We start from the raw sequence: 24,909 nt of genomic DNA on the forward strand, positions 1-24,909 counted from the left end.
AAATTTATGAATGCGACGCAAAAGAAAAAACAATTAATGGATACAATTACAAAAGTATTGACTCCTCTCATTGATAACGATTATGTATATTTAGATTTACCATATTATAATAATTTGGGAGATGTTTTAATATGGGAAGGAACTAAGTGTTTTTTGCAAACTTTACCATATAAATGTTTGTATGCAAGTGATATATATTTTTATATACCACGAAAATTACATAAAGATGTGATAATTTTGTTTCAGGGTGGAGGAAATTTAGGGGATTTGTATAGAGAGCATTCTTGTTTTAGGAGAAAAATAATAGAGTCTTATCCTGAAAATAAAGTGATTATTCTTCCTCAAAGTATATACTACGACGATAGTAGTTTGATGAAAGAGGATATTGCATTTTATGCAAAACATTTAAATGTCATAATATGTGCAAGGGACAAATATTCATATCAATTTTTGAAAGATCGCTTTCAAAATGAAATTAAGCTTGTTCCAGATATGGCATTTTTTATTGATTTAAAAAAATATAAAATACCTCAATCTGAAGATAGAGTGTTATATTTAAGAAGGAAAGATAAAGAATTAAGTAATAAAAATTGTTCTGAGATTTCTCCGGTTGCTGAATTACATGATTGGCCAACTATTGAATGCAAAGAGAAAAAATATGAATATATAGATAAGCTTTTTTATCCTATAAAATTTTTGTGTTGGTTATTTGGTATGAAATATAGGAAATTAGCAGAAGATTATAAAAGGGATAAGTTTTATAGGCCTTCTTATGTTCAGACAGGTATTAATTTTATCAGTAAATATTCTATAGTGTATACAACCCGACTTCATGCGTTGATTTTATCTGTGCTTTTAAATAAAAAAATATTTTTGATTGATAATTCAACGGGTAAGCTTTGTAACTTTTATGATACATGGTTGTCAGATTTTGATAATATCATTGTGAAAAATAGACAAAATTTGATAACCCCTTCAAGATGATGTATTACTAAACTCACAAAATACACTTGCTTATGCTGTGTTAAAATATTTAATGAATGGTGTGATGGAGAAATGAGATATATTAATGTCTAATGTATGTGATTAAATATTTCTTTACGGAAACTTTATGTCTTTTATTTCTATTATTATTCCGGTATATAATGTGGAAGCATATTTAGAAGAATGTGTGGAAAGTGTATTGGCACAAACTTTTAAAGATGTGGAGATATTGTTAATCGATGATGGAAGTACAGATACGTCAGGATATTTGTGTGAGGATATAGCTTTAACAGATAGTCGGATAAAAGTATTTCATAAGCTCAATGGAGGTTTATCTTCTGCCCGTAACTATGGTATGGATAGAGCTTCGGGTAAATATATCATATTCCTTGATTCGGATGATTATTGGGAGAAGAGTGATGCTCTATTTTTATTGGTTGAAAAAGTGGAGAAGGAAAATTTAGATGTAGTACGTGGAGAGTATGTAGATGTAGATGGGGTAGGAAATAGATTGAAGACTCCTGATTTATCGGCAGAAAAACTGAAAGATAAAGTATTTGGTTCGTATGAAATGGTGAAAGATGTGATTAATGGTAGATTTTTTTCTTGGTTGTTCCTATTTAGAAGATCAGCTATTGAAAACCTACGTTTTGATGAAAGCCGGAAGTTTCAAGAAGATATAGATTTTGCAATTAGAGTATTTAGCAAGAATCAGAGATGTGGTTATCTTCCTGTTCAGTTTTATGCCTATAGACAACGTGAAAATTCCATCATGTCTACTCCACGTATCAGTAATCTTGAAAATTCGTTTTCTCTTTGTGATGTATTCCATGAATATGCATATAAGGTAGAAGACAAAAGACTGACTCCTTATTATTTGTATAGAGGGATTATGATGTATTATTGGACGCTGGAAACAGTTGCAAGTGATTTGTATATTTCTCAATATAAAGTAATTGAAAAAGAGTTATCTTTAAAACAATTGAGATGTAAAGTCCATAAATGGATAGAGAAAGTTCCAGAGGCTCATTTTCCGATTCATTTATATGTTTCACCTCATATCGGAGTACTTTTGTTCAGATTGCGTTGGTGGGGAGGACGGGTTTTACGCACACTAAAAATGAAGTGAAATGAATTATACAGCTGTTATCCGTACATTAGGGAAAGCCGGAGAGAAATACCAGACTTTATTGGAGTCTTTGGATAGGCAGACTATTCAACCGTCGAAGATTTTAGTATATATAGCCGAAGGTTATGCTATTCCTAAAGAGACAATCGGAAAAGAACAATATATCTATGTAAGGAAAGGAATGGTAGCCCAGCGGGCTTTACCATATCAGGAAGTAGATACAGAATATATCTTATTCTTGGACGATGATGTGTATTTGCCGGAGACTGCTGTGGCACAATTGTATCAGTATTTGATAGACAATAAGGCAGATGTAATTTCCCCGGATGTATTTCCGAATGCGGAACGTTCTATATGGGGGAAATGGATGATGAGGCTTTCTGGGAGGATGATAGACAGAAAGGATGATGGAAAGTGGGGGTATAAAGTAATGCGTAATTCCGGTTATTCGTATAATGGAAATCCTAAGCACGGAGTATATTTATCACAGACCAATGCCGGACCTTGTTTCTTCTGCAAAAAGGAGGATTTCCTGAAGATTCATTTTGAGGAGGAACTTTGGATGGATCAGATGAAATATGCTTTGGGAGATGATCAGGTGATGTTTTATAAAATGTATTGTATGGGATTGAAGCAGTTGACCTGGTTTCATAGTGGAATAAAGCATTTGGATGCAGGAACAGCGATGGTGAGTGAAGAAAAAGAAAAAATGCTGATTTATTCTGATTTTCGCTTTAAGACTATTTTTTGGCATCGTTTTATCTATTTATCGGATGAGGAATGGTTAAGCCGTTCGTGGAGTATGTTGTGTATAGGTTATACTTTAGGATTTGCCTTATTCGTTTCCTTGGTAAAGGGGCGGCTTGATATATTCAAGTTGAAGCTGAAAGCGATGAAAGATGCAGTAAGTTTTATAAAAAGTGAGGAATATCATATTTTATCGTTGATTAAAAAGAATGTAAGATGAAAACAGTTCCTATAGCTTTTGCTTTTGACAATAATTTAGTCTTTCCTGCCTGTGTCTGTCTGTCCTCTTTACTGATGAATGCAAAAGATGATACTTTTTATGATATTTTTATTTTGCATTCTTCGAAGGTCGATTTGAATAAAGAACAATTGGCTGAGTTACTGAAACAATTCAGTCGTTGTCGGATTCAGTATCGTGTGGTAGATGATACATTCGATCAGTCGTTTGAAATAAGGGGAATCACAGCAGCTACTTATTACCGTTTACTGATACCAGAGTTGATACCAGAGTACGACAAGGTGATTTATGCGGATGTGGATATTATATTCCGAATGGATTTATCGGAATTGTACGAAACGGAGATAGGAAATAATTATATTGCTGCTACTCGTGAGTTGGGTATGAACTTGACGGAAGACGGACAGAAGTATATACATTCGATGCCGGAGTTGAATGTGGGCAGTTATATTCAGGCTGGCTTTATCGTAATGAATAATAAGGCTATCCTAAAAGATAATGTGCATGTACAGTTCAAAGAATGGAGTAATAAGAAACTGAAATTTCAAGATCAAGATATACTGAATGTGGTTTGTAGAGGCAGAATCTATTATTTATCATTGGAATATAATATGACAGATTATTCCTATATGTTTGCGATGAGAAAACGTTCTGTCATCAAGGAACTGTTTTCCGATGCAGAGATAGAGTATGCTTTGAAGCAGGGCAATATTCATTATAATGGACATAAGCCATGGAAGAAGTACAGTGTCAATTTCGACATTTGGTGGGAGTATTACCGGAAGTCTCCTTTCTTTGATCAGAAATTCTATTTTGAGTTCTTCTATACACGTTTGAATGAACTGGATCAGCTTTCGCTTTGGAAGCGGATAAAGATTCTGATTCGTTATTTTGTGTATGGAAAAAGAGAGATTTAAAGGTCGTTAATACAATGGAGATAATAGTTAATATGGCCTGTGGCCTTGCCAACCGGATGTTTCAGTACAGTTACTATCTGTTTCTGAAGAAGCAGGGATATGAGGTAGCTGTTGATTTTTATCGTTCGGCTAAGCTGGCACACGAAAAGGTGGAATGGAATGCGGTCTTTCCTCACGCTGAAATCAGGCAGGCTTCCCGTTTGAAAGTCTTTCTGTGGGGAGGAGGAGCCGATATTTGCTCTAAGGTACGTCGCAAGTATTTCCCCTCGTCTACGAAGGTAAGGACGACTACAGGGGCTTTTGATGCTTCCTTACCAGATAATACGGCTAAAAATCAATATATCATCGGAGTTTTTTTGAATGCAGCTGTAGTAGAGGCTGTAGGAGATGAAGTAAAAGCCTGTTTCTCTTTTCTGCCTTTTGCGGATGAAAAGAATCTTCGCATCGAAAAGGAAATAGAAGCATGCGAATCGGTGGCTATCCATGTGCGGAAAGGAAAAGATTACCAGAGCCGCATCTGGTATCAGCATACTTGTCCGATGGAATATTACCGGAAAGCCATTGCTCGGATGAAAGAGAAGGTGCGGCATCCTAAATTCTATGTCTTCACTGATAATGCGGAGTGGGTAAAGGAGAATTTTCAAGGAATAGAATATACGTTAGTAGAGGGTAATCCTGCCGATGGATATGGCAGTCATTTTGATATGCAACTGATGAGCTTGTGCAAGCATAATATTATCTCGAACAGTACGTATAGCTGGTGGAGTGCCTTTCTGAACTGCAATCCGGAGAAGGTGGTGATTGCTCCGGAAGTGTGGTTTAATCCGGATTCCTGCAATGAATTTAAGTCGGACAAAGCTCTGTGTAAGGGGTGGATTGCATTATAAAGAAAGATGAGCTATAAGGTTTCGGTCATTATCCCTATTTATGGGGTGGAGAAGTTTATCGGACGGTGTGCGAAAACACTGATGCAACAGACATTGAAGGAGGTGGAGTATATCTTTGTCAATGATGCGACTCCTGACTGTAGTATGAAAGTGCTTCAGGAGGTGCTCGCTCGTTATCCGGAGAGACAGAATAGTGTGGTAGTTGCAGTACATGAAACGAATAAAGGACTGCCGGCTGCCCGGAATACCGGATTACAGATGGCGCAGGGGGAGTATATTTTTCATTGCGACAGTGATGACTTTGTAGAACCTGATATGCTGGAAACCTTGTACACGGAAGCTGTTATGCATCGGGCTGATATTGTATGGTGCGACTGGTTTTTGTCTTTCGAAAAGAACGAACGTTATATGAAACAGCCTTCTTTTGATACTGCGCTGGAAGCGTTGAAAACCATGTTGAGCGGAGGAATGAAGTATAATGTATGGAATAAATTGGTAAGGCGTAGTCTTTATGCTGATTATCAGGTATCCTTTCCTGCCGGATATGGGATGGGAGAGGACATGACGATGCTGCTGCTGTTTGCCCATGCCGGACGAGTGGCTTATGTGCCCAAGGCTTTTTATCATTATGTCAAACTGAATACAGGGGCGATGAGTAATGTGTATTCTGACAGGCATAAGGAGGAACTGAAATACAATGTAAATAGAACGGCAGAGTGCTTGACTAAAATATATGGAAACACATTGGAAAAAGAGATTGCATTTCTGAAGTTGGAAGCTAAGTTTCCTTTTCTTCTGATGGGAGATACACGATTGTATCGTCTGTGGAAAGAATGGTATCCCGAAGCCAACCGGTATATTTTACAGAATCGTGGAATTTCGGCACGTAGCCGATGGTTGCAGTGGTGTGCCTGGAAGAATCTGTTTGGGTTGGTGTGGATATACAATCAGTTGTTTCATTGGGCATATAAGATATTGTATAGATAAAGAAGATAAAATATATGTATAAATATTTTATTCATATTATATCGGTTATTCTTACCTCTTTTTATTTTTTTCCGTTTGAGACGGTGGCTCTGCCGGGAGTGAATACAAAGATGGTGTTGGCTGGCGTGAGTCTGCTGATTTTAGGAAAGCGGTTGGCACAACGGAGGGATGCCGATATTAATAAGGATTTTTTCATGTTGTCGCTGTGGGCGATGGGGGTATCATTGGTCAGTCTGGTAACAATGACGGTCAATAATACGCGGGATGGTTCATTCTTGACTTATTTTATCTCGATGTGGGTATGGATGGGAGGTGCCTATACCGTGATACGATGGCTGCATGTGGCGTATGGATATGTCAATGTACGACTGGTATGTAATCTGTTGATAGCCGTCTGCGTAGTGCAATGTCTGATAGCGTGGACAAAGGATGTATATTCACCTTTACAGACATGGATAGATAGTTTTGTAGGAGGAGAGGCCTTTATGGGAAATACCAAAGATACCCGTTTGTCTGGTATCGGAGCTGCCTTGGATGTGGCAGGATTGCGTTTTTCGGCAGTAGCGGTCATGATTGGATTTATTTTGTCGAAAACAGAAGAATTGTCGCATAAACAGGTGGTAGGCTATCTTGTTTCTTTCTTGATTCTTGCGGTGATTGGGAATATGATTTCCCGTACTACTACAATGGGGATAGGACTTGCAATGGCTTACTGGGTGTATTCTACCGGACTTCTTACGCTAAAACTGAAGAGGGAAAACAAGAAACTGTGGCTTTGGTTAGGAGGAATTATGTGTGTAGTAATACCGGTATTTGTTTCTCTGTATTATACAAATGATACGTTTTATAAGAACATCCGTTTTGGTTTCGAAGGCTTTTTCAGTTTATGGGAAACAGGTAAATGGCAAACCAGTTCGAATGATATTTTGTTGGAGCACATGATTGTATTTCCGGACAATTGGAGGACTTGGCTGATTGGAGATGGATATGCAGCAAATCCATTAGATCCTGCATTTTTTGATCCTTATTATACTGGTCCTGTATATCATGGATATTATATGGGTACGGATATCGGATATTTACGTTATATTTTTTATTTTGGCTTGACCGGTACTGTGCTGTTTATGGCGTTTATGTGGAAAGCAGCATGGATTTGCGTCAGTCGATTTAAAGATTACAAGGTGTTGTTTCTACTGATTTTGTTGGTAAACTACCTCGGATGGTTTAAAGTATCGACTGATGTTTTTATGGTATTTGCCATCTTTCTTATGTTAAGTAAGGAAGACGACAAGCAGACTGATTCTATTCTTGAAAATGAGCAGAACTGTTAGACAAATAGTCCGTTTTATAAAAAGAGCAAGAAATCGTTTCAGTTCTTATTACAATCTGTTACGGATCAAGATGTATGGAGTGGAATGTGGACGGCATTGTGTAGTGCACGGTAAACTATATGTACATCTTTTTCCTTCGGCTAAAGTAAAGATAGGTGATAATCTTTATTTTTCTTCTGGATGGGGAATAAACGCATTATGTGCGAATAAAAGAGGAATGATTTATGCTACGCATGATGCTTGTATAAGCATTGGAGATAATGTAGGTATGAGCAGTACTGTATTATGGTCACATAAAAAAATAACAATAGGTAATCATGTGAAGATTGGGGGAAATTGTATTCTAATAGATACAGATGCTCATAATATGGATTTTCTTTTACGTCGTAGCCCATCTACAGATTGGGGAGTATCTGCACCTGTTACAATAGAGGATGATGTTTTTATTGGCATGAATTGTGTGATATTAAAAGGAGTTACGATTGGTGCACGCAGTATTATTGCTGCAGGTTCTGTCGTAACTAAAAGTATACCTGCTGATTGTGTGGCAGGAGGAAATCCTGCTAAGGTTATAAAGCGGCTTTCCAAATAACCTCTGATAAAAATCTATGAAAATCATCTATTGCACCCACTCCACATGTAATCCCGGAGGGATGGAACGAGTGCTCCTGAACAAGGTTACTTACCTTTCACAACTTCCTGGATGGAAGGTTGCTGTGGTAACAACCGACCAGCACCAGCGTCCTCCTTTTTATCCGTTTCCGGAGAAGGTACGCATGACAGATTTGGGAATCAATTACTCGGAGGATAATGGAAAAGGAGCATGGAAAAAGATAACCGGCTATCTCCGTAAAAGAAAGGAGCATAAACGAAAACTGACGGCATTGCTCCTGAAAGAGAAACCGAACATTGTGGTGTCGCTTTACCCTTCTGAATCTTCATTTATCCCGGATATAAAGGATGGAAGCAAGAAAGTGCTGGAGCTGCATTATTGCAAGTTTTTCCGCTTGCAGTATGGACGGAGAGGATTGTTAGGTTGGATTGATAAACTGCGTACACGGCAGGATGAACAGATCGTACGTCGTTTTGACAAGTTTGTGGTGTTGACTAATGAAGACAGGGGGTATTGGGGAAATTTGCCGAACATTGAAGTAATTCCCAATGCTGCTATGCATGTAAGTGATGCTTATTCGGATGTGATGAACAAGCGGGTGATTGCGGTGGGACGGCTGGATTACCAGAAAGGGTTTGACCGTCTGATTCAGGCCTGGCAGCTGGTACAGCATACTGGAAAGTTTACTGACTGGAAACTGGATATTTTTGGGCAGGGAGAATGGCAGGAGATGCTGCAGCAAATGATTGACAAGGCGGGGCTGCAAGATTCGCTCCAGATTCATCAGCCTACCAAACAGATAGGAGAAGAGTACGTGAAGAGTGATCTGCTGGTGATGAGTTCTAATTATGAGGGATTCCCGATGGTCATGATTGAGGCGATGGCCTGCGGACTTCCCGTGGTATCGTTTGACTATAAATGTGGTCCAAAAGATATCATTCAGCCCGGGATAAACGGTTTGTTGGTTCCGAATGGAGATATTCAGGCGTTGGCTGATGCGATGATGAAAGTGATGGAGGATGAAGCTTATCGGAAAATGTTGTCGCTGAATGCCCGAAAAGTGGTGGACACTTATTCTGAACAGGCGGTCATGGCACAATGGATTCGCTTGTTTACTTCAATAACTGCAAAATGAAAACATTGCTTCAGATAAATCCGGTGCTGCGTGTCTCTACTTCTACGGGGCGCATCATGCAGGAAATTGGAGAACTGGCTATGCAGAACGGCTGGCAGAGTTACATTGCTTACAGCCGTGGACGTGATGGCATAAAGCCTTGTAGTTCAAAGCTGGTGCCGGTAGGTAGCAAATGGAGTGTGGCATGGCATGGGCTGGAAACGCGCTTGTTTGACCGTCATGGACTGGCTTCTTCATTGGCTACCCGGCAATTTATCCGACAGATTGAACGGATTCAGCCGGATGTGATTCATATACACAATATTCATGGCTATTTCCTGAATTACCGGATTTTGTTTGAGTATTTGTCAAAATGCAATATTCCGGTAGTGTGGACCGTACACGACTGCTGGCTTTATACGGGACATTGTTATTATTATTCTTATGTGAACTGCAACCGTTGGCAGGATGGATGTGCACAGTGTCCTCAGCGCAGGGAGTTCCCGGCAAGCTTGTGGGTAGACCGTAGTCGGCAGAACTATCTTGATAAGAAGGAGGCTTTTACTTCCATGCCTCAAGACAAACTAGTGATTGTACCGGTATCCAACTGGATAAAGTCGGAGATGCAGAAGTCTTTTTTCTGCGGATATAATTTCCGGGTGATTCATAATGGTATCAATACGGAGGTGTTTCGTGTGTATGATGCACAGGAAGTAAGGGAGAAATATGGGCTGGGCGATAAGCATGTGTTGCTGGGGGTAGCCAGTATCTGGAGCCGGGAAAAAGGGCTGGATGATTTCATTCAGATGGCTGCTCTTCTGAAGAAAGAAGAACTGATTGTGCTGGTAGGTATTAAACCGGAGGAAAGAAAGAGACTGCCTGAAAATATTATTGGTATAGCCCGGACGGAAAATATACAGCAGTTGGCCGGACTGTACTCCATAGCCGACGCGTTTATTAACCCTACTTGGCAGGATAATTATCCTACGGTCAATATGGAGGCGATAGCTTGCGGTACTCCGGTAGTTACTTACCGGACAGGAGGAAGTGTAGAAGCTGTGACGGATGAGACTGGCTTCATTGTGGAGCAGGGTAATTATAAGGAGTTGCTGGAAGCAGCACGAATGATACGACAGCGGGGTAAGTCTTATTATCAAAGCCGGTGTCGGGAATATGCATTGATGCATTTTAAAAAAGAAGATCGTTATTCTGACTATATCCGTTTGTACGACGAACTTACGAAACGTGGTTAATCGCGTAAATTATTTGCTATGAATCTTTCTGAAGGCTTCGAGAGTGAGGCTGCTAAATATTGGGCTGTGCTGATTGAAGGCGCATATCTATTATTCTAAATTAACTCGAAAACATACTCGGATACCCTGAAATGGTGAAAGTGGATGCTGGCCTATAAATGTGTAGGTAGTAGCATTTTCTGGGAATAAATTGAAGTCTATGAATGTGGAAAATCTGAAAGTATTGCAACTAGGAAAATTCTATCCCATACGTGGAGGAGTTGAGAAAGTTGCATTTGATTTAATGAAAGGACTGTCCGAAAGGGGAATCGAATGTCACATGCTGTGTGCAGCAGAGGAAGGGGAGGACCGGATTATCTTGCTGAATGAGCATGCACAGCTGATTTGCACCCATACTTGGGTTAAAGCTTGTGCAACGATGATTTCGCCTTCCATGATTTTCACTTTGCGTAAAATTTGTGGAAAGTATGATATAATTCATGTACATCATCCTGACCCTATGGCTTGTTTGGCCTTGTTCCTTTCTGGATATAAAGGAAAAGTAGTGCTTCATTGGCACAGTGACATTCAAAAGCAAAAGATGTTGCTGAAGCTGTATTATCCTTTGCAGCAATGGCTGTTGAAGCGTGCTGATGTGATTGTGGGGACTTCTCCCGTCTATTTGGCAGAATCGCCTTTTTTACAACACGTGCAGCATAAGACGGTCTGTCTGCCTATCGGAGTAGAACCGATGCAACCTGTACCGGAAGCGGTGAAGGCCCTCAGAAGTGAGTATCCGGGCAAGAAAATCGTGTTTTCACTTGGTCGTCTGGTAGCCTATAAAGGGTACCGTTTTTTAGTGGAGGCAGCCCAATATTTGAAGGATGATTTTGTGGTGCTGATTGGGGGATCCGGGGCTTTGAAGGAAGAGCTGCAGAAGGAAATTGTTTCCTTGAATTTGCAGGAAAAGGTGAAACTATTAGGGAGAGTCAGCGACGAGGAACTGCCTGCCTACTACGGAGCCTGCGATGTATTTTGCATGAGCAGTGTGCAGAAAACAGAAGCGTTTGGTATTGTGCAGATAGAAGCAATGTCGTGCGGAAAGCCTGTGGTAGCTACCAGAATACCTCAGTCAGGAGTGTCCTGGGTGAATGAAGAAGGCGTATCGGGGATGAATGCGGAACCGGGGAATGCGCAAGATTTAGCCCGGGCAATTGAAGCGGTAACGGAAAATGAGGAGGTATATCGGAAATTTTCGGAAGGTGCGACTAAACGTTATCGTGACATGTTTACGAAGGAATGTATGATTGATAAATGTTTAACCATATACTTGGAGTTATGAAAAATGTAAACAAAGAAGATGTCATGTCCAAAGCCATGATGGCTTATGTGGCAAATGACCATTATTATTATCCGAGTGCGGGGATGTCGGTTACGGCTTGCAGAGTGAAACGTGTGGCTGATGTAATTGTAAGCTTGTTAGCCTTGATTATTTTTTCTCCGGTGTTTTTACTTATTTCCTGGTTAATCAAGCATGAGGATGGGGGACCAGTGATTTTTAGTCAGGAACGTATCGGGTATGGTGGAAAGCCTTTCATTTTGTATAAGTTTCGATCGATGTCGGTCGATTCGGAATCGGATGGAAAACCGGCTCTTTGCCAGAAAAATGACAGCAGACTGACCCGAATCGGACGTTTCCTTCGGGAGCATCACCTGGATGAATTGCCGCAACTATGGAATGTGCTGAAAGGAGAAATGAGTTTTGTAGGCCCACGTCCGGAACGGAAATATTTCGTGGATAAGATTAAGGCCATCAATCCGGATTATGAGTTATTGTATCGTTTGCGTCCGGGACTGTTTTCTAAAGCGACTCTTTACAACGGCTACACTGATACGATGGAAAAAATGCTGGAACGTCTTAGAATGGATTTGGAATATATGCGTACCCGCTCTTTATGGATGGATATTAAAATCGTATGGCTTACGGCCATGTCCATTTTTATGGGTAAAAAATTCTAATAGCTTTGATATGAATAAGATAGAGATACGTAAAGGAATTCAACTGCGTAAGATTGGCAATCGCTACATGATTGTGGATGCCTGCGCAGGTAATGTAAATATGAGTAAAGTGTATAGCTTGAATCAGACGGCAGCATGGATATGGCAGTGTGTAGCTGATGGGTGTACCACCTTGGATGAACTGACAGAACGCTTGTGTCAGGAATATAAAGTCGATGCAGAGGTGGCCCGCCGTGATTTGGAGAAACAGTTGGCAGACTGGCAGGCTTTTGGATTGATTGGTTAGGAAAGGTTTTACTGTGAAAAAGATATGAAGAAGGTACAGAAAGCATTACTTGTGTTGTTGAGAGCAGGGTTATGGGAGAGCAGGATAGAAGATTTGTCTTGTTTTCCAATGTCTGCAGGGGAGTGGAAGAACTTGTACCTTTTGTCAAGGCAGCAGACTGTTACCGGAATTGTTTTTCAGGGAATACAGCATTTGCCTGAACATTTTTTACCGGCAGAAGAATTACTGGTTCGCTGGATGGCAGAAACAGATGCTATTGAGCGTAAAAATATGCAGATGAACAAGGCGTTGGAATTATTGGTGCAATGGTTTACCGAAAGCGGAGTTCAGCCTGTATTACAGAAGGGGCAAGGAATTGCCTCGTTATATGAGAACCCTTTGTTACGCGAATGTGGGGATATTGATTTTTATTTCGATAGCCGGCAGATGTTTGAAAAAGCTTTTTCTCTTATCCGTCAGTGTGGCTTGCGGGAAAAGGTACAAGCCGATCAGAGTGTGACCTACGCATGGAAGGGAGTAGAAGTGGAGCATCATACGTGCTTGCTGGATTTGCATAATCCTTTTTTACAACGTTATGCAAAAGAGCTGGAACAGCAATATGGATATAATCACATGAGATTGGAAGGAGGACTGGATGTAAGGATTCCTTCTCCTGTATTGAATCTCCTGCTTCAGAGCCTACATATTTTAAAACATGCTTTGGGATGGGGAATCGGATTGCGTCAGTTGTGCGATATGGCCCGCAGTTGCTATAAGTTGCATGATGAGGTGGAATCTGAAGAAATGAAAAAGATTACATTACAATTGGGAATGGACAGATGGCAGCAGTTGCTACATGCATTTTTGGTGGAACATCTGGGACTTCCAGTGGCGTATCTTCCTTATCAGGAGGTCGCTTCAGATTCATCCCCTTTACTTGATATTATCTGGAGGGGCGGAAATTTTGGCTTGTATGTTCCCGGACATCAGCGGAAGTCACAATCGCTTTTGGCCGGCAAATGGCAGACGGCATGTGCTTTTCAGCGTAATATTCGTTTTGCATTTCGTTATGCGCCCAAAGAAGGTTTTTGGGTATTTTCCAGTTTGTTGAAAGGACAATTGAAATGAGAATAGAACATCAGTTTTCTATCGCAGGATTTGAGGTGAGTGTCAGTTTTCCGGATGGATGGGATGCTGATACCTTATTACCCTCTTTCCGCCCCTTCTATGGTAAGAAGGAGGGGCAGGAAAAAGCTTTGCTGAAGTGTACGGTGTGTACTTCGGTGGAAAATAAGGCTGCGATGCCTTCGGGTGAATTAATCGAGAATACGCTCAGCGATATGGGCTACGTTAGTTTGTATAAAGAAGCAGAAGGGTATTGTGTCACACTTTCTGCAGAACAGGGAGGAACATTGCATGTCATGCAGACTGACAGACGTTTTTCAACTGTCAGGGTGTATTTGCACGAAGAAGACAAACGGGCAGGTCATGCATTGTCTTCCTTGCTTCGCATTGCCTATTCGCAGGCAGTTCTTTACTGGGATGCTGTATCCATTCATGCTTCAGCGGTGTATTGTGAGAACAAGGCTTTTTTATTTATGGGAAAGAGCGGAACAGGAAAAAGCACGCATTCTTCGCTGTGGATGAAATATATACAAGGAACGGAGTTGCTGAACGATGATAACCCGACATTACGTATCGTGGATGGAAAGGTGTATGCTTATGGCACGCCGTGGAGTGGCAAGACTCCTTGCTATAAGCCGCTCTCTTATCCGGTAGGTGGAATGGTGCGTTTGAAGCAGGCTCCTGTAAATCGTTTTTTTCGCCAGAAAGAGGTGGAGGCTTTCATTACACTTTTTCCGGGATGCTGTGTCATTCATCAGGATGCGGAATTACGTGCTTGCCTTTATGACACGTTGATTCGGATGGTAGAACAAGTTCCTGTGGGGGTATTGGAATGCAGACCCGATGGGGAGGCAGCCCTGTTATGTCGGAACATGTTACTTCGAACAGACAAATAGAAATAAATTACTAATAACTTAACTATACCTAAACGTATGAAAAAACCAGTCTATTTATGGGCAAGCTTGCTTGCCGTGTTGCTGTTGACTTCCTGTGCGTCGCGCAAGAATTTCGTGTATTTGCAGGATATGGAAATGGGACTGAAATATCCCATTGAAACCAAGCATGAGGCAGTGGTGCATCGGGATGACCGTCTGAGTATTACTGTCAGCTGCAAAAATCCGGAGCTGGCCATTCCGTTCAATATTTACGATGGCACATTCCGTGTAGGAACGGATGGAAGTGTGACTGCAGATGCTTCGAGCAAGGTGAACGAGAAAGGCTATCGTGTGGATGTAAACGGTGAGATTGATTTCCCTATTTTGGGCAAGTTGCACATTGAAGGAATGAAAGTAAGCGAAGTGCGCGACTTAATCAAGCAGAAAATTGAAGCGGGAGAATATATGAAAGACCCGCTGGTTTCCATTGAGTTCTTAAATTTTAAATATACGGTGCTGGGAGCTGTGGGAAGTAATGGAACCTATACCGTAGACGGGGATCGCGTGACATTGCTGGAAGCCATAGCCAAGGCGGGAGATTTGACTTCCAAGGCCAAAGTAGACCGGGTAGCTGTAATTCGTGAAATAGAGGGCGAACGTCAGATTTTTATGCACGACCTGCGTACCAAGGACATATTTGATTCTCCCTGTTTCTACCTTCAGCAGAATGACATTGTATATGTAGAGCCTAAGTACAAGAAAAAGGATGTGGAAGACCGGGGATGGCAGGTTGCTACAACTTTGTTGTCTGTCGTAACGGCCGTATGCTCAATCTTGTGGGCAATCAAGTAAGGATGATTCTAATTAATAGTTACAAAACGATATGCAGACGAACAATTCTTCTAACAAGAATGACCAAGGGCTGAATATAGTGGATTTATTCATGTATTTGGCTTCTCAATGGAAGTGGTTCTTACTTTCCATTTTGATTTGCGGTGGGATTGCGTGGTATAATTATGCCCGTGCTCCGCTGGTGTACTTTCGTTCGGCTACGGTCATTATCAAAGATCCGTCGAACAAAGCCAGTACTTCCGGTCTGGACCGCTTCGATAATTTTATTAACAAGGTGAATGTGGCCAATGAAATATTGCAGTTCCGTTCCAAGAAGCTGATGCGCGAGGTGGTGCAGCGTGTACATGCCGATGTGAGCTATCAGATAAAGGACGGTTTGCGCAGCAATGAGTTGTACAACGAATCGCCCGTATTGGTCAGCCTTCCGGATGCATTGCCCGAACAAAGCTTCTCTTTTACGATGACCTTGAAAGATGCAAAGACGGTAACCCTCTCTGATTTCTCGGGAATTGAAGCGAAACCATCGTATGAGGTGGCGTTGAATGATACGGTGGCAATCATCGAAGGGATGAATGTGGTGGTAACTGCAACCAATTACTTGCGTGATTCCTGGCTGAATACGCCTATACGGGTACAGAAACTTCCGGTAGAATCGATGGTGAATTATTATAAGAATGCCTTGGGCATTCAGCAGGAAGAAGAGGAAGCTTCCATCCTTACTCTGGCTTTGAAAGACAGTTCACCAGCCCGTGCGGAAGATGTGCTGAATACATTGATTACGGTATACAATGAAGAGGCCATCAAAGAAAAGAATCAGGTGGCAGTGAATACCGCTAACTTTATCAATGAGCGTCTTATCATCATTGAACGTGAGTTGGGAAATGTGGAATCCAATCTGGAATCGTTCAAGCAGCGGAATCAGATTGTGGACATTGCTTCCTCGGCAGGTATGTATATGACTGAATCGCAGAAATACAATGCCGATGCCATGGAACTGGAAACTCAGCTTCGTCTGGCTAATTTTATTAAGGACTACCTGACAGACCCTAGTAAGGAAACCGACCTGATACCTTCTAACACGGGAATCAGCGATATGAACATTGAAAATCAGATTAGTCTTTATAATGCGGCAAAATTGAAGCGTGACCACTTGATTGATGACAGTAGTGTGAACAACCCTGTGGTGCAGGAGCTCAACAATTCGCTTCGTGCCATGAAGCAAAGTATTATTCGTGCTGTGGACAATATGATTGTCAGCCTGAATGTGAAACGCAATGACGCACAGAACCGTGAAATGCGTGCCCAGGACCGTGTGACGGCTATTCCGACAAAAGAACGGCAGATGCTGTCTATCGAACGTCAGCAGAAAATCAAGGAAGCCCTTTATCTGTTCCTGCTGAACAAACGTGAGGAGAATGCCCTTTCACAGGCCATGGCCGATAACAATGCCCGCGTGATAGACGGAGCGGAAGGAAGCAATGCCCCGATTTCTCCCAACCGAAACCGTATCCTGTTGTTGGGATTGCTGGTGGGAATCGCTTTGCCGGGAGCGGTTTGTCTGGCTATTCTCTTTATGGATACACGGGTTCACGGACGGAAGGATATAGAAGGAGTTACTTCCGTGCCTTATTTAGGAGAAATTCCATTGGATAAAGAAGCCATGAAAGACCACCGGAAGAAGGTAATGGCAGTGAAAGAGCAGGGTGATGACATTGTGTCGGAAGCCTTCCGTATTTTACGTACTAACATGGCTTTCCTTTCCAAAAAAGACAAGCCTGCGCAGGTAATTACCTTTACTTCGTTCAATATCGGAGCGGGAAAGACCTTTATTGCACGCAACTTGTCCATGAGTCTGGCTTATATGAAAAAACGGGTAGTCATGGTCGATTTGGATATTCGTAAGGGTACATTAAGCCGTCATTTCGGGCATTATCATGTAGGTGTTACCAATTATCTGTCGGACAATACGGTGAAGGTGGATGATATCATACAGCATCAGGAAGGGTTTGACCTGATTCCGGCAGGAATTCTGGCACCCAATCCGGCTGAATTGTTAATGGACAATCGTTTGGATGAATTGATGAATGAACTGCGTACCCGTTATGATTACATCATTGCCGACAATGTGCCGGTGGGTTTGATTGCCGATGCTACGATTGCAAACCGTATAGCCGACCTGACCATTTTTGTGGTACGTGCAGGCAAGCTCGACCGTCGTCAGTTACCAGATATAGAGAAACTTTATCAGGAAAAGAAACTGAAGAACATGGCACTGGTATTGAACGGTGCCAATCCGGAACGTCATGGCTATGGTTATAGTTACGGGTATGGTTACGGTTATGGTTATAGAACTAAGAAAAAGAAAACGTTTTTTTTAAAATAAATGCGTATGAAAAAACAAAATGAGAGTTTAGTAAGGGTCTTATTTAGGGAGACCAAAGTTAATTTTTTAAATCTAAAAAGAAAGTGAGGATTTTATGAAGAATCAAGAACAAAAAGAGTATGAAGCTCCGCAAACCACCTGTCTGGAGGTAGAGCTGGAGCAGGGGTTTATGAAGGCCTCGGTGTTTGAAGAAAAAGAGAATACGGAAAGCTTGACAATTGAAGATCATAATGTGGACGAGACGTTTGATTTTTCTGCTGATAGCTGGGACTAATATGTGTAACAAAAAATAAGACAATATGAAATATCTTAAATATATAACGAATGGAGCATTATTTGCTCTGTTGTTAGCTGGCTGTTCTGATGATTTGGATAATAAACCGGTAGTATTACCTGTAAGCGGTGACGAAATTGAGTTTGGAGCTGCTCCTGGTGGTTTCACTGATGTAAACCCTGAAAGTAGGACTATCTATGATGTTCCCGCTGGTTCTACTTTTGATAACTATCAATTATTAAATATCAAATGGCAATATGGTATTGACCAGGTGCGTGTGTATTGTCCTGAAGGAGCTGAGGGATTCAGAACTGCCGACTATACGGTAGAAGCAACTGATGCTTCTTCCGGTTCTTCTACGGGATTTCTTGTGAAGAACGGTGAAACCGGTGTGCGTTGGGGAGATACAGGAAAACCTCATAATTTCTATGCTTTCTATTCATTGGGTAAGATTGATGAAGGACTTCAGACCGGTACTACAGTAAAGGCTACTATTCCAACCGGACAGGAGGGAGGTAAATTGTTGACTTATAATAATGATGGAAACGAAGATCCTAATGGTAAATTTAAGATTATCACTCCGGATATGAGCTTCTGTATGATGGCTGGAAAAGGAACGTGGACCCCTGGAACCGATAAGAACGTCGCTTTGACATTTACTCCGATTGTGACAGTGCTTGATGTGCTTATTAATGGGCCGAAAGAAGATGATGTGGAATTTATGAATATCGTTTCTGTTTCTGTAAGAAGCAAATCTGGTAAGAATATCGTGGGTACATTCTCGTATGATTTGGCTGACGACAGTTATAATTTTGATGCAACGGACCAGAGTCATACTGCAGCTTCCATAGCTACGGTTCAGACCATAGTAGATAATAATCCGGTGAGACTCGAACAAGGACAGCAACTGAATGTGAAATTCTTCCTGTTGCCGAGAGAAATTAGCAATGGAGATTTAGTGGTTTCTGTACTGACAGAAGGTGGAGTAGTATATAGTAAAACTATATCAGGAACCAGTACTTCTGGGGGTGATGGCGTATTAGGAGCCGGTCTTATTACCCGTATCAAGACTCCGAAATTGGGTGGACAGGAAGCTAATAACTGGATGAGCCAGATTCCAGATAACGCACTCTTCACACAGTTGTCTCTACCTGGCAGCAAGAACTCATTTGCCTATAGAGTGGATGCCGGTTACGATCCGCAAACTGGTCTTTCCAAATTTTATCAAGCTTTGCCACCTTTGGGAATTAATGCTACTGTAGAAACTACCACGCAGTTTGATGAGGGTATCCGTGTCTTTGATGTACATCTGAATATTGACCGTCGTACTCCGGTTGTATATGCCGGTGGTGCAAATGTCAGTCCGCAAATCACATTGGAAACAGTGTTGAATACATTGAGAGATAAAGTGAATCCAAACAATGAAACTGCAAGTGAATGTGCTGTTGTCTTTCTTAATTATGTGAATGATGGTTATACTGTTTCTGAATGGTTGCCTATGGTAATGGATGCGTTGGATAGTTGGAATAGCTCTAATGGAGGGATACTGACTACTCTTGATCAGAACACTACCATGGGGGATGTGCGAGGTAATGTAGCCGTTATTATAAATCTTCAGACAAGTGATAGACCAGAGGGAAGTGCCCCTGTGAATTATATAAATAATTTTTCAACCAGTGTACAGAATACCAGTATTGTGTCTGCACCGTATAGTAGTGGTGCAACTGTACGTATTCAGAATCTGCAGCAGTGTAATAATCCGGAGATAACTTCTGGTGAAACTCCTTATGTATATAAGGGCAAAGGCATTGGTCTCGTGCCTTATTTTATTACCCGTGAGAGTAAGTTGGATGGGGCAAGCTTCGATTTGATTGAGACGAAGAGGAGTCTGATGAAAGAACTGAATAGTGAGATTGCTCAAGGAGGACAAAATCTTTATATCAATGACTTGTCTGGATTCTGTGTTACTAAAAATCAATCAAGTACCGGATATTTGACATATACAGAATATAAATGTAATGAACATGGTTGGGGTTTGACATGGTATGAGTGGGATGAGACTGGTAAATCGGGAACAATATATGATTATAATAATTTCCCACTGGATGAATCGGTTTATACTAACACTGCAACAGGCGCTGGTACAAGTTGGACTGTTGAGAGTCGTCCTGGCGCTTCTTCTGACTATGAAGGTAAATTATGGTTAAACGGAACAGGTTATGATTTAGGTAACGGCGGTAATACCTGCCTGTTTGCCGAACTGTTCAATGGTGAAGCTGTTGCAGAATATTCTTCTCTAATTGGTGACTTGCGTCAGCCTTTGGGAATCGTATTGATGAACTTTGCGGGTGTAGCAACAGTTGATGCTAGTAATAGAAGTTATGCTGTACAGGGTATACGTCTTCCGGGATTGATTATGATGAATAACTTCATGTTCCCTCTAAAAACTGGTACAACAACCACAAGGTCATCTTCTGATACCTCATATTCCAAAGAAGGAAACGTATGGGATTAATCCATGAGAAGAATGAATGAGATAAAGAAATTTTTACTTCCGGCAGCCGCAATGTTTATCTTCAGCGGCTGCACGGAAGAATTTCTATCCGATACAGAGGTGATGGGTAATACTACCATTGTAGGGCGCATGGCAGAGAAATCTCAGACGCGTACCTGCATTGGTTCTGACGGAACTTCGGATGTGAGTATTTATTGGTCTCCGGCTGATAGCATTGGTGTATATGGAGAAAGATCCAAGAATGTACTGTTCGTAAACCGTAATACAGTAGCTTCGGCAGAGGGACAATTTGTCGGTTATCTTTCTTCCAGTGCTCCGCTGTATGCCTATTATCCGTATAGTAAGGAAAATGCAGGAGCAGACTATACTTCGCTGAAAGGAAACCTACCTTTGGTTCAGTATTTTGATATGTCAACCGGCAGTTTGCAGGGAGACTACAAAGTAGGCGTTCCGCAGAATTCACAGTCTGAAGACGGTGCGTATGTCTTTGATTTCGAACATCTGTTCTCATTGCTGGAATTTGAAATCAATGCTACGGGTACAGCTTTGGAGGGTGATCGTCTGGAACGTATTACACTGACTTTGCCCGATGGTCGTCAGGCAGGTGGTGAATTTACGTTTGACGCTTCTACGAAGAACGTCGTATGGGGCACTGCTCCGGCAAATGCCAATGTCATGGATATGGTATGGACTGACAAACCGGCTTTGACGAACGGTAGCCAATACAAGGGTTATATCACATGTGCTCCCGTTATCCGTTCTGGTGATGAAATCAAGGTGACCATTCTTTCAGAGAAATATGAAGCAACCTTTACCCGTACAGCAAAGATTGATTTTGCAGCTAATGCCTGCTATACTTTGCCATTGACGCTTGCGAATTACACTGAGATTACGGACGGTACCGGACTTACTCCGCGTGCCGGAATAAGCTCGTTTAAGTTTGAGGTAGCAAACAATGCCGGCAAGATATTGGGTACCAAACTCGTGGCATGCGAGCTGACTAACGGCGTGACAACTACAACTTCTCCCGTGACAGAAGAGGTTCTGAATATTGGCGAGGACAACACTATCAGCGGATGCATCCCGTATCTGTATGACTTTAACCTTGTGCCGACTTTTGATGTGGCAGAAGGGGTTAAGGTGACTGTAAACGGAGTGGAACAGAAGAGTGGTGTGACAGCGCAGAACTTCAGCAAACCGGTGACTTATACTGTGACTTCCGGTACAGAGAGCCGTGACTATACTGTTACGGTTACTAATACAGGATTGCCTGTAGTCATAGTGAACCAGTCGGCATCAATAGCTGGCGGTACTTGGAAGACATGGGCCGAAACCGGATTGCAGATTCGTAGCAAGGACAGCGACTGGCCTGAAGACGACTATATCTCGGTATATAATGCCGATGGTACGGTGAATGTGGACAACAAGGCTTGCGGACTCCGCTTGCGTGGAAACTCCAGTCAGAGTTATCCGAAAAAACCGTTTGCCATCAAGATGGTGAAAAAGGCTGCCATGTTGGATATGCCTGAACATAAACGCTGGGTATTGTTAGCTAACTGGATGGATCGAACAATGCTACGTAACCGCGTGGTGTTTGAGATGGCTCATCAGCTGGAAGAGAATAATGGCGGACAGCTGGCATGGAATCCGCATGGAAGAAATGTGGAACTGATTTATAACGGTATCCATGTGGGTAATTATCTGCTGGCCGAACAAATCAAGATAGACGGTGACAGACTGAATATCAACGATGCTTACGAAGACGTAATAGAGGATAATCCGGCTGCGGTTCCTGCGGATTGCGGTTACCTTCTGGAGTTTGATGACTATTATGACGAGAATTGCCGTTTCTTGACTTCCAATCTGCATCTGCCTTGTATGCTCAAGGATGATGTGCCTTGGGAAGATGGTTCCGCTTTCCGCTCTTATGTAGAAGATAAGGTAAACGGAGTGGACAAGGCTCTGAAACCGGGCTTGTTTGAAGGTGATGCCGATTATCCGGCTGCTGCCGCAATTCTGGATATTCCGTCTCTTATAGACTGGTGGTTTGTTCATGAACTGGCTATGAATGGAGAGTACCGTCATCCGAAAAGTGTATATATGTATATCGACGGAAAGGATGGCAAGCTTTGTGCCGGTCCGGTATGGGATTTTGACTATCAGACCTTCCCGAATCCTGACGGTATTAATTCAATAAGCCGTGAGTTTGGTGGAAGTTATGCATCGTTAAGCTATGACGCATCTTCTATGAGCAAATGGCTTTGCAGCAACTATTCGTTTGATGAACGTTGGACGGGAGTTACAGAGCCGGCTCATGACGACAAACCATATATGTGGTATCCATTACTGTTGCAGCATGAAGAATTCAAGGCGGCAGTAAAAGCACAATGGCTTGTTTCCTATCCGAAATTGCAGCAGGTGGTGGCATCCATCCGTGCATTTGCCGAGGAAAACCGTGTGTCTGATTCATACAACTATGCCATGTGGCCGCTGCTTGACGGCAGACGAACTGCAGAGTTGTCGCCATATGTTATCGATTTCAGTGGAGATGAGAAAATGACATGGAATGAAGCTATAGATTCTATGGTGAAGTTCTATCAGAATCGTCTGGAAACGATGAACGCATTGATTACCAATGGTAGTTTTTAATTGGATATTATAATGAAATTTTGGAAGTTATGATGAAAAAAACAATCTTTGCAGCCTTGGCTTTGGCGGCTGCAGGTCCTGCTCTGGCTCAGTCGGAGCAGACCATACAAAACGGTGATTTTACAGAAACCGTGGAGTACAGTAATGACAAGTACAAAGTGGAAACCAATCACTTCTGGGATAACTGGTTTCTCAGTGTGGGGGCCGGACCGCAGGTGATGTTTGGTGACCACGACAAGCAGATAGGTTTTGGCAAACGTATCTCGCCTGCACTGGACATTGCTGTAGGTAAATGGTTTACTCCAGGAATCGGAGTTCGTTTGATGTACAACGGCCTTTCTCTGAAAGGTGCAACTCGCTGGGGAGAAGCTCACTCTACTGGCGAACAAGTATCCGGCTGGGGAAGCGGTATGTATTATTCAAAGTTCAAATATTACAATTTGCGTGCCGATGTATTGTTCAATCTGTCTAACCTGTTCTGCGGTTACAAGGAAAACCGTATCTGGAACAGCAGTTTCTATGGTGGTGTGGGCTACATGCGCACATGGGAAGCTCCTACCGCTGGTGATGTAACGATGAGTGCGGGTTGGTTGAACTCCTTCCGTTTGTGTGACGCGTTCGATGCTTTCATCGATTTACGTGCTTCCATGGTGGACGATGCCATTGACGGAGAAATTGGTGGAGCTAAGTTTGACGGTCTGCTGAGTGCCTCTGTCGGTTTGACTTACAAGTTCAAACGTCGCGGATGGGACAAGAGCAAGACTGTGGTTCGTACTAATGTAGGCGAAATCAATGCTTTGCGTGACCAGTTGAACCGTGCAAACGATGAAAACGCACGCTTGCGGAATGCCATCGACGAAAGCAACCGTAATCCGAAACAGGAAGTGAAGAAGACTGCTGCTTCTAACTTGATCATCTTCCGTATCGGAAGAGCTGACCTGTCGAAGGAAGCTCGTGCGAACCTGGGTCTGTTGGCTGAGGCTATCAAGGCTTCTGATCCGAATGCAGTATACACCATTACAGGTTACGCAGATGCCGGAACGGGTAGCAAGAAGACGAATGAACGTCTGAGCAAGAAACGTGCGGAAGCAGTTTATGACTGTCTGGTAAATGAATACGGTGTATCTGAATCACAGCTCAAGATAGACTATAAGGGTGGTGTAGACAATATGTTCTATGACGATCCTCGTCTGAGCCGTGCCGTAATTACACGCGCTAACTAATTTTTATGTATCCCCTTTCCGGTGTGGTAGAGCCTGGAAAGGGGATTTTTTTGTGTTGATTGCTATAGAATGGGGGCTGATAAATTACTGCTTAATAATGAGGCTTTTTTTATAGAAGTAAGCCAGATGCTTCAGAGTGGGAATTCGGTAACGCTGCGGGCTAAAGGAAACAGTATGTTACCGTTTATTATGGAGGAGCGTGATACTGTGGTGCTGCAAAAGGTGGAAGCATTCGCCGTGGGAAGTGTGGTGCTGGCTTGTTTGCCGGGCAACCGTTATGTGTTGCATCGGGTGTATAGAATAAAGGGAGAACATATTATGTTGATGGGGGACGGAAACCTCCATGCCATGGAATGCTGCCGCAGGGAAGACGTGGCAGGGGTAGTGGTGAAGATTATACGCGACGGCCGTGTGATAGACATCACTTCTTCCTCGCAACTGTTTATGGCGGCACTTTGGCGTAAGCTGCTTCCTGTACGCCGTTACCTGTTATTTGTGTGCAGATGGTGGATGCGAAGGGACAGGAGAATGAAAAAAAGATAGTATTTTT

Annotated in this window: 22 protein-coding genes; all 22 read left to right on the forward strand. The window is 42.2% G+C overall.

Annotation, left to right across the window (positions count from 1 at the left end; all coding sequences use genetic code 11):
• Positions 1–6 precede the first annotated feature (6 nt).
• The 22 genes from DXD04_RS02620 to DXD04_RS02725 all read left to right on the forward strand — a co-directional run bounded on the left by DXD04_RS02620 (position 7) and on the right by DXD04_RS02725 (position 24,902).
• On the forward strand, positions 7–984 hold the full coding sequence (locus tag DXD04_RS02620) for a polysaccharide pyruvyl transferase family protein (RefSeq protein ID WP_117670605.1): 978 nt from the start codon (positions 7–9) through the stop codon (positions 982–984).
• A 127-nt stretch (positions 985–1,111) separates the two neighbouring features.
• Complete coding sequence (locus tag DXD04_RS02625) at positions 1,112–2,113, forward strand: glycosyltransferase family 2 protein (protein ID WP_117670607.1); 1,002 nt, start codon at positions 1,112–1,114, stop codon at positions 2,111–2,113.
• A gap of 1 nt (position 2,114) precedes the next feature.
• On the forward strand, positions 2,115–3,080 hold the full coding sequence (locus tag DXD04_RS02630; RefSeq protein WP_117670610.1) for a glycosyltransferase: 966 nt from the start codon (positions 2,115–2,117) through the stop codon (positions 3,078–3,080).
• The gene (locus tag DXD04_RS02635) at positions 3,077–4,015 is read left to right on the forward strand and encodes a glycosyltransferase family 8 protein (RefSeq protein WP_117670612.1); all 939 of its coding nucleotides are present in this window, start codon (positions 3,077–3,079) and stop codon (positions 4,013–4,015) included. The genes DXD04_RS02630 and DXD04_RS02635 overlap by 4 nt, the downstream gene beginning before the upstream one ends.
• A gap of 14 nt (positions 4,016–4,029) precedes the next feature.
• On the forward strand, positions 4,030–4,902 hold the full coding sequence (locus tag DXD04_RS02640; protein WP_117670614.1) for an alpha-1,2-fucosyltransferase: 873 nt from the start codon (positions 4,030–4,032) through the stop codon (positions 4,900–4,902).
• Between the two features lie 6 nt (positions 4,903–4,908).
• Positions 4,909–5,889 carry a glycosyltransferase family 2 protein gene (locus DXD04_RS02645; protein ID WP_117670615.1) on the forward strand — a complete coding sequence of 327 codons (981 nt, stop codon included), beginning with the start codon at positions 4,909–4,911 and terminating at the stop codon, positions 5,887–5,889.
• A gap of 14 nt (positions 5,890–5,903) precedes the next feature.
• Positions 5,904–7,220, forward strand: a complete 1,317-nt coding sequence (locus tag DXD04_RS02650; protein WP_117670617.1) for a hypothetical protein — start codon at positions 5,904–5,906, stop codon at positions 7,218–7,220.
• Positions 7,204–7,812, forward strand: coding sequence for an acyltransferase (locus DXD04_RS17040; protein ID WP_117670619.1), 609 nt, complete (start codon positions 7,204–7,206; stop codon positions 7,810–7,812). Before DXD04_RS02650 ends, DXD04_RS17040 begins: the two co-directional genes overlap by 17 nt.
• Positions 7,813–7,828: 16 nt before the next feature.
• Positions 7,829–8,968 (forward strand): glycosyltransferase family 4 protein, encoded by a 1,140-nt coding sequence (locus DXD04_RS02660; protein ID WP_117670621.1) that lies wholly within the window; start codon positions 7,829–7,831, stop codon positions 8,966–8,968.
• Positions 8,965–10,200, forward strand: a complete 1,236-nt coding sequence (locus DXD04_RS02665; protein WP_117670624.1) for a glycosyltransferase — start codon at positions 8,965–8,967, stop codon at positions 10,198–10,200. Before DXD04_RS02660 ends, DXD04_RS02665 begins: the two co-directional genes overlap by 4 nt.
• 199 nt (positions 10,201–10,399) lie before the next feature.
• The gene (locus tag DXD04_RS02670; RefSeq protein ID WP_117670626.1) at positions 10,400–11,521 is read left to right on the forward strand and encodes a glycosyltransferase family 4 protein; all 1,122 of its coding nucleotides are present in this window, start codon (positions 10,400–10,402) and stop codon (positions 11,519–11,521) included.
• Positions 11,522–11,559: 38 nt separating this feature from the next.
• Entirely contained in the window at positions 11,560–12,198 is a 639-nt protein-coding gene (locus DXD04_RS02675) for a sugar transferase (RefSeq protein ID WP_117670759.1), read from the forward strand.
• A 10-nt stretch (positions 12,199–12,208) separates the two neighbouring features.
• Positions 12,209–12,484, forward strand: a complete 276-nt coding sequence (locus DXD04_RS02680; protein WP_117670628.1) for a PqqD family protein — start codon at positions 12,209–12,211, stop codon at positions 12,482–12,484.
• 24 nt (positions 12,485–12,508) lie between these two features.
• A complete protein-coding gene (locus DXD04_RS02685) occupies positions 12,509–13,591 on the forward strand; it encodes a nucleotidyltransferase domain-containing protein (protein ID WP_117670630.1) in 1,083 nt (360 codons plus the stop codon).
• On the forward strand, positions 13,588–14,484 hold the full coding sequence (locus DXD04_RS02690; protein ID WP_117670632.1) for a phosphoenolpyruvate carboxykinase: 897 nt from the start codon (positions 13,588–13,590) through the stop codon (positions 14,482–14,484). The genes DXD04_RS02685 and DXD04_RS02690 overlap by 4 nt, the downstream gene beginning before the upstream one ends.
• 36 nt (positions 14,485–14,520) lie before the next feature.
• Positions 14,521–15,315: a polysaccharide biosynthesis/export family protein gene (locus DXD04_RS02695; protein WP_117670634.1), complete on the forward strand. Its 795-nt coding sequence runs from the start codon at positions 14,521–14,523 to the stop codon at positions 15,313–15,315.
• 31 nt (positions 15,316–15,346) lie between these two features.
• The gene (locus DXD04_RS02700; RefSeq protein WP_117670636.1) at positions 15,347–17,698 is read left to right on the forward strand and encodes a GumC family protein; all 2,352 of its coding nucleotides are present in this window, start codon (positions 15,347–15,349) and stop codon (positions 17,696–17,698) included.
• A 94-nt stretch (positions 17,699–17,792) separates the two neighbouring features.
• Positions 17,793–17,972, forward strand: coding sequence for a hypothetical protein (locus tag DXD04_RS02705; RefSeq protein ID WP_117670638.1), 180 nt, complete (start codon positions 17,793–17,795; stop codon positions 17,970–17,972).
• Between the two features lie 25 nt (positions 17,973–17,997).
• On the forward strand, positions 17,998–20,487 hold the full coding sequence (locus DXD04_RS02710; protein ID WP_117670640.1) for a PI-PLC domain-containing protein: 2,490 nt from the start codon (positions 17,998–18,000) through the stop codon (positions 20,485–20,487).
• A gap of 12 nt (positions 20,488–20,499) precedes the next feature.
• Positions 20,500–23,136 carry a CotH kinase family protein gene (locus tag DXD04_RS02715; protein ID WP_185149761.1) on the forward strand — a complete coding sequence of 879 codons (2,637 nt, stop codon included), beginning with the start codon at positions 20,500–20,502 and terminating at the stop codon, positions 23,134–23,136.
• A gap of 29 nt (positions 23,137–23,165) precedes the next feature.
• Positions 23,166–24,359 carry an OmpA family protein gene (locus DXD04_RS02720; protein ID WP_117670644.1) on the forward strand — a complete coding sequence of 398 codons (1,194 nt, stop codon included), beginning with the start codon at positions 23,166–23,168 and terminating at the stop codon, positions 24,357–24,359.
• 126 nt (positions 24,360–24,485) lie between these two features.
• Positions 24,486–24,902 (forward strand): S24/S26 family peptidase, encoded by a 417-nt coding sequence (locus tag DXD04_RS02725; RefSeq protein ID WP_259299503.1) that lies wholly within the window; start codon positions 24,486–24,488, stop codon positions 24,900–24,902.
• Positions 24,903–24,909: the final 7 nt, after the last annotated feature.

Origin of the sequence: Phocaeicola plebeius (assembly GCF_003437535.1) — a bacterium.
Lineage (GTDB): Bacteria > Bacteroidota > Bacteroidia > Bacteroidales > Bacteroidaceae > Phocaeicola > Phocaeicola plebeius_A.